The organism is Rubellimicrobium rubrum (genome assembly GCF_006152115.1).
GTDB lineage: Bacteria > Pseudomonadota > Alphaproteobacteria > Rhodobacterales > Rhodobacteraceae > Rubellimicrobium > Rubellimicrobium rubrum.
On sequence record NZ_VDFU01000065.1, the window covers coordinates 1 to 5,854 of the forward strand.

Consider the following 5,854-nt stretch of genomic DNA (forward strand, 5'->3'; position numbering starts at 1 on the left):
CTCATGTCGTCTGCTCCTTCAGGATGGGCAGACTCTACGTCACAGCGAGGGAGCTCCCGGGGGGCAGGTCACGGGCATTCCGCGCACCGAACGGCGAGGAATACGTCCTTCATGACCGTCGTGGCGGTCAGATGGCGAAAGCCTTCAACAAGATCCGTGATACGGCCGGTCTGGGCGACGACGTTGTGCCCTATACGCTGCGGCATACGTGGGCCACCTGGTTCTATGCCCAAACTGGTGACTGGAAGCGGCTCTTGGATCTGGGAGGCTGGAACAAGGGAGATACGGCGAGGCGCTACACCAAGGCCGCTCCGGAGGATCTCGGGAACCGCTTGCTGGCTCACGGTTGGGATTTTCGGCGAAAGTCCGGTGCTCCGGTGCGGTTCGGGGAATTGGTCTCGGTCTGATCCTCGCCACCACGACCGCGCGACGTCTGCTGCCGGTCGGGCGGACTTCCCACCTCCCTCATGTTCCTGTCGCCAGTAGATGAGCCCCGGCCATTGCGCCGGGGTTTCACGTGCGGCGCGACGCTCCAAGAGCCCCGCCCTTTGACCGGCTCGGACGAGCCATCCACCGACGAAGATACGAGACTTAGACCGGCTGGGGTTTGGACGGGTCGGGTGCTGTGGGCAGGCGCCCCCAATGTTGATCTATGGAGGCCCTCGCCAGCTCTTGGAGCAGGATTGAAGTGATCTGCGCGGCTTCCACCGAAACGCAGAGGGCGCGATGTCACACCTGTTCCTTACCGACCATCCTGGCATCGACGTCTATCCGGCCGACGCGAGCGCCATCCTGTATTTGATCTGGGGTAACCCACTCCAGAATGTCGCCGATGTCATGGGACAGGCCGCAAGCCACGAGCAGCCGATCGTGGTCGATTCCCTTACAGAGCGGCGTATCCAGATCCCGCCGATCAGGCGAAAGGTCCCGCGCGACGAGCTCGGTTTCGAAGACGGAGTTTTTGAGGCTCTTGATCGCCCAGGGCAGGGCGGCCCGATAGAGCTCCGACTTCCCGCCACCGCCCACGAAGAAGACGGGGGTTCTCTCGGCTATCCGTCTGAGCGGGTCCTGGCGGAGCTTGCGGCTGCCCTCCTTAAGCGTGTCGCAGATCAGGCTGCCAATCAGCGGCGGGATGGCGGCCTCGCTGTTGTCCTGGTCGAGCCAGGCCTCTGTCACGTCAACGCCGTGCTGGCAGGTGGCGGAGGCATAGATGCCAATTCGCTTCTCGTAGGTTCGTACCTTGCCGATACGGAAGAAGGCGCAATCGACCGTCAGGCCACCCACGTCGACAAGGATGAAGCGACCATCGTGGCCTTCCGAGGAATTCGCAAAGCCCGTGACCGCGCCCGCGAGCTCCGGCACGACGGTGACCCCCACATCCTCGGCGAAATCTAACGCCGTGAGGCCAGCAAGAGCGTTCGCGACCGAGGTGCGAGTAATCTCCTCACCGGCCTCCGCGAGACGTCGCGCAGCGCGGCAGCACCGCTCGAACCTGGCCCGAAGCGGCGTTTCCTCGAATCCTCGCGCGGGGAAGCCTACGTTGACCCCGACGCGGAAAGTTTGGGACGCCATCATGCGGGGTTGGTTCAGATGAAGCCACCCGATTGTCTGGCGCAGCATAAGTGCGATTCATGCGGTGAGGTCGCGGGTCGTTGGATCCGCGTGGTCCTCAATGGATGACCCTGCTCCCAGGAAGGCCACCTTCAGCCGATCGACGGTCCGGGCACCCTGTGTCGGAGGCAGTAGCTCGTAGCGGCCATCCTCACCTTCCCAGAGAACGGTGGTCCAGTAATAGGGGTGACCCTCAGCGCGAAGCCAGGACGGCACCGGGACCGCTTGCCCTTGGCTCATCGGCAGAAAAGGTGTCCGCACGACGATCTTGGTGCTCGTCGAGCCAACGTCGAGCCCGATCACCAGGGTCTCGCCGGGATGCTGCCATTCTGGGAGCCGTGCACTGGGGTGGCGACACCGTTGCTCGACCTCGTCATGATCCGCGCGGGAAGGCCCACCGGCAGGCAAGGGCTTGAGTGTCCGGATCAGAGCAGCGTCCATGGCCGCGATCGACGCCTTCGTCTGGACGATCGTTCCCGGAGGCTTTCCCGCTGGACGGCGAACGCGTCTCTTCGGAGCCTGGGCGGCCTTGCTGGTCGCCGGTTCAGGCTCAGGGGCGTTTTCGGCGGGTCGAGGTGGGGCAGTCAGACGCAGGAGATGAATTTCGGCTGATGGGATCGACCTTTCAGAGCTGGAACGCGCCGATCTGTCACGTCCGGGACGGGAAACATCTTGGATCGACGTCGAGGGTCGCGGGACGGAGGCTCCGGCGGTGAAGTCTCTGGCCTTGTCAGTGCTGTTGGTTACCGGCGGAGGCTCGCGGGAAGTTGTGGCTTTAGGGCTAAGGCCGAGCTTTCCCGCCATCCAACGGGCCGCTTTCTCCAGCCAGCCTGTCTCGTCCTCATCCCATATCATTCTTACCCCTCCACTTTCAGCAGGATCACGGCCACGTCTCGGTTCGACGGGACGCCGCCGCCCTGCTTCTCGATCTGCCGACGCCGCTGCTCGATCCTCTCGTTCAGCCGGGTCAGGCGTGCCCGGTTCGCCGCCTCGAGGGCTCCACCTGGAACGATCTGCCGCTCGATACGCACCCGATCCTCCGCGGCGCCGCGCTCGAGAGTCGCGATTTGGATTGCGATGCGATCTGAGATCTCGCTGGTCTTGCGCTCCCGTTCCTCGTCGAAGCGAATGAAGAGGTCTTCCAGTAGCTCGGACACGCGACGAGCTGACTCCTCGAGATCGATCTCCTCGAAAACGGTCGTCCAAGCTCGGCTGGCGGGAACGCTGCGCCTGAGGACCCGTTCGGCGTCGCCAGGCTCGATGGTGTCTCCGGTACCGAAGGGTATTAGGCTGTAGGCGAGGCGTATCTCGGAACCCTCTCCAAAGGTCCAAGCCTGGACCGCGCCCAAGTAGAGCCCTGGCTCCAATCCGGAAGCCCCATCCGCCGAACAGGCGAAGGCCACAGCCGGTGCGCGCATGTCGCCGCGCTGGCTGAGGCGATCCGACACGTATCGTACGAGCGGATGAGCCTGCCCCAGCCTTGGAAGCCGATTGCGGGGCGTCGACCTGCCGAGGCGGAATGCGACCGGCCCCGAAGCGCGGGAAAGGGGACCAGGATCCAGGGCACGGGCCTTCGCCCATTGCTCAAGCTCGTGGCGGGCCTCGGGGGTCAAACGCAGCTCGAGCCGGTCCGCCATTGGATCACGCTGGAGGTCGCAGCCGGAATGCAGGGTTCCGAGTCCAAGGCGCAGATACTCGACGATATCGTCGTCGGAGATGAGGTGTTGGCCATCACGCTTGGCCTGGATCTCGCGAAGCACGTAGTCGCCATGCGCAATCAGAGCAGATGCCTCCCGTTCGAGTTCCTCCTCGTGGGCCCGACGATTGGCGATGGCCTGCGCGGCCCGGTCGATCCGGCGGTCGCGCTCGTCGGGGGACATCCGCCCGGACAGCAGGTCCCGTGTGATCCCGGCCATCTCCTGTCCCAGGATATCTTCGAACCCGCCGAGCGCCGTCTCGCAAAGCTTCAGCCGGCCATAGAGCCGGTCCCAGATCCGCTCGTCAATCGTGTCCGCATGCACCAGGTTGATGACGGTGATCGCTTCAGCTTCCTGGCCCAGTCGGTCCACCCGACCAATGCGCTGCTCTACGCGCATGGGGTTCCACGGCAGGTCGTAGTTGATGACTGTGGATGCGAACTGGAGATCGATGCCCTCGCTCCCAACCTCGGAGGAAAGCAGAACCGGGAGGTCAGGTTCGGTCCGGAAACGCTCTACCAGTTCGGTCCGGTCCTTGACCTGGCCATCCATCACGACCGCCAGGATTCCTGCGTCTCCAAGACGGCGCCGCAGATAGGCGAGAGTCGGGCGGAACGTGGAGAACACCACCAGCTTCTCGCCAGGTCTCTGCACAAGGTGCTCCCGAAGCAACGACAGGAAGAGGCTGAATTTCGTGTCCTGGGCTTCGAGGTCATCCGCATCAGCGATCCCCAGGGCCAGCCGGCCAAGCTCTTGGCGCAGCGATCCGGGGTCGCCGTCTTCTTCCTCGTCCTCGTCCTCAAAGCCTTCAAGGCCCAGACCTCGCCGCCAGTGGGCCACCGTCGCAGGCAGGCACGAAGCGACCATCCGCTGGGGAGTGACGGTGAGGAAGCCCACCGGCAATCCCCGGGTTTCGGCGAAGTCCTGGATTGCGGCGGTCGCGCCCTGGTACACCTCGCGTTCGGCTGCGGTCATGCCTGCCTTCATGGCACTGACCCTGCGCTCGACTCGCAGGTCGTCGACGTCGCGGCGCCGCGTGCGATTGACGACATTGCCCAGGAGGTTCGCGTTCTCGATGCGCGCGGCGAGATAGGCACGCCGGTCCGGGTCCAGGTTGCCAGCAGACAAGACTTCGTCCCGTAGACGGGCGAGTTGGCGCGTGCCCGCCAGAAGCGGGTGCCGGGAGGCCGCTTTAAGCAACCTTGCAACCTCGGCAGGCCCCTCCCCGCGCAGGACCGCATCACGCGCGGCGATGACGGGTGCATTCGCGTCGACGATGTCATCGAGCGCACGCTCGTCCCGGAAGGTGATGGGATCCACTAGCCGAAGAAGGGAGTGGAGGTCGCGGTTGCGCAGGTTAATGGGGGTGGCCGAGAGCATGACGACGTTGCTGGCGAGGCGGACGAGCATCTGCCCAAGCAGGTTGGTCTGAGTGCCCGGGTTGCGCATGTGGTGCGCCTCGTCAACAATCAGCATGTCGATGCGGGCATCAAACGCCTCTATCCCTTCGCAGGCCTCGGCCAACCGATCCGCCGCCGTGCCGGTTCGATCTGCTTTGGGGCGTGGACGCAGCCCTTGCATCCCGCAGACCGCGATAAAGCCCTTCCGTTGCTTCGAAGGCGATGTGAGCGCGGCTGTCAGGTCATCGGGTCCCATGATCCGGGCATCAAGATCGAACTTTCCCTGAAGCTCGAGCTTCCATTTGTCGCAAAGGACCTTGGGGCAGACGACCACGAGCCGGCGGTGCTGGAGGCGCGCTGCGAGCTCGGTCCATATGAGGCCTGCTTCGATAGTCTTTCCAAGGCCCACCTCGTCCGCGATCAGCAGGTGCCCTGTCGGAGAGTTCAGGAGCTTCAGGACCGGCTTGAACTGGTGCGCAAAGAATTCGGTATCGGTAGCCTCGAGCGAGTAAAGAACATCCGACAGGCGACCCGACAGACGAATATGAGCAAGGTGACGCCTTAGGCCCTCGGGCCCTTCCAAGGCTCCACGCCGCAGCAGATCAAGAGGGCTCTCGAGCTGGGCTGGTAGGGGCTCCAATGACTCAAGGGGCACCCGGCTTGGGCCAGACGGGAAGAGCACCACACCATAGGGGCGCCTGCGGACTTCGACGATCTGCTCCAGTCGCCCCATCCGTCCGGGATCGCCGCGCAGCCTGACGATCTCGCCCGGTTGGGGTGGAGACGGCGGAGCCGAAATAGTGTTCATGAACCTAGTCCCATTCACGCCGGGCCGGTGCGCCGTTCTTGTGACCCGTGGGATTCCTCCAGCGTCCGACCGGCCTCATAACTGACGCGGCCATACAGCCCCTCTGGACGGCACCGGGAACCTCGGTCATCGATTCAGTCCACCTGATCGGCACATCCCTGAGGGTTTTGCATAACACTTGGCTATTCGTTGCAGCCATGAATAAACTTTGATCATGCGGCCGAGGTATGGATCCCGCCGGCCTCGGCACTGTCCAGGGCCAGATCAGTGGTCTGCCCCCTGAAAAGTGGTCCTCCCTGAAGTAGGCTTTCGGGCCTGAGGAGGACGAAGGAATGCCC

Annotated in this window: 4 protein-coding genes; 1 reads left to right on the forward strand and 3 read right to left on the reverse strand. The window is 64.0% G+C overall.

Translation table 11 applies throughout. From position 1 onward, the window contains the following. Nucleotides 1-407, forward strand: a 407-nt coding sequence (locus FHG66_RS20945) for a tyrosine-type recombinase/integrase (protein ID WP_176556389.1), incomplete at its 5' end; no start/stop codon positions are given. 322 nt (nucleotides 408-729) lie between these two features. On the opposite strand, the gene FHG66_RS20950 is transcribed toward FHG66_RS20945, so the two are convergent. The 3 genes from FHG66_RS20950 to FHG66_RS20960 all read right to left on the reverse strand — a co-directional run bounded on the left by FHG66_RS20950 (nucleotide 730) and on the right by FHG66_RS20960 (nucleotide 5,516). Further along, nucleotides 730-1,362: an acetate and sugar kinases/Hsc70/actin family protein gene (locus tag FHG66_RS20950; RefSeq protein WP_139079093.1), complete on the reverse strand. Its 633-nt coding sequence runs from the start codon at nucleotides 1,360-1,362 to the stop codon at nucleotides 730-732. Nucleotides 1,363-1,629: 267 nt separating this feature from the next. Next, nucleotides 1,630-1,914 carry a hypothetical protein gene (locus FHG66_RS20955; RefSeq protein WP_139079094.1) on the reverse strand — a complete coding sequence of 95 codons (285 nt, stop codon included), beginning with the start codon at nucleotides 1,912-1,914 and terminating at the stop codon, nucleotides 1,630-1,632. A gap of 554 nt (nucleotides 1,915-2,468) precedes the next feature. Next, nucleotides 2,469-5,516 carry a helicase-related protein gene (locus tag FHG66_RS20960; RefSeq protein WP_139079095.1) on the reverse strand — a complete coding sequence of 1,016 codons (3,048 nt, stop codon included), beginning with the start codon at nucleotides 5,514-5,516 and terminating at the stop codon, nucleotides 2,469-2,471. Nucleotides 5,517-5,854 lie beyond the last annotated feature (338 nt).

Bases quoted from the DNA above. Each gene is read 5' to 3' on its own strand.
- FHG66_RS20960 (WP_139079095.1), bottom strand. From the start codon at position 5,516: ATGAACACTATTTCGGCTCCGCCGTCTCCACCCCAACCGGGCGAGATC.